The sequence below is a fragment of the Alcanivorax sp. HI0083 genome, from assembly GCF_001635175.1.
This window is the reverse complement of sequence record NZ_LWFX01000512.1, coordinates 1-569: the sequence shown is the minus strand read 5'-3', so window position 1 is coordinate 569 and position 569 is coordinate 1. Positions and strand designations below refer to the sequence as shown.

Annotated in this window: 1 protein-coding gene; it reads right to left on the bottom strand. The window is 60.3% G+C overall.

The features are described 5' to 3' along the window. The coding region (locus A3754_RS05260; RefSeq protein ID WP_156496817.1) for an aminotransferase class III-fold pyridoxal phosphate-dependent enzyme at positions 1 to 569 on the bottom strand (569 nt) is incomplete at both ends.

Genomic DNA, 569 nt, shown 5'->3' with positions numbered 1-569 from the left:
CAGGCACAGGATATCCGGGCACACATCCGCATGCTCCAGCGCAAACAACTTGCCGGTGCGACCAAAGCCCGTGGCGATTTCATCTAAGATCAGCAACACACCGTACTCGTCACACAGGGCCCGCACCGCTTTCAGGTAGGTGGGATGATAAATACGCATGCCGCCAGCGCCCTGCACCACCGGCTCCAAAATCACGGCGGCGATCTCCTGGTGATGGGCCGCCAGCATCTGCTGGATGGAATCCAGATCCGCCGTATCGAAATCACTGTCATAGGGGCACTGCGGTGCCTCAGCAAAATAATGTTTGGCCAGCACGCCACTGAACAGCGAATGCATGCCGTTGACCGGATCACAGGCCGCCATGGCGCCAAACGTATCGCCGTGATAACCGTTGCGCAGGGCCAGCAGTTTGTCCTTGCCGGTGTACCCCTGGCTCAGCCAGTACTGCAGCGCCATCTTGATCGCCACTTCCACGGCCACCGAGCCGCTGTCGGCCAGAAACACTTTCTCCAATGGATCGGGGGTCAGCGCCACCAGCTTCTTGCCCAGCTCCACCGCCGGTTCGTGGG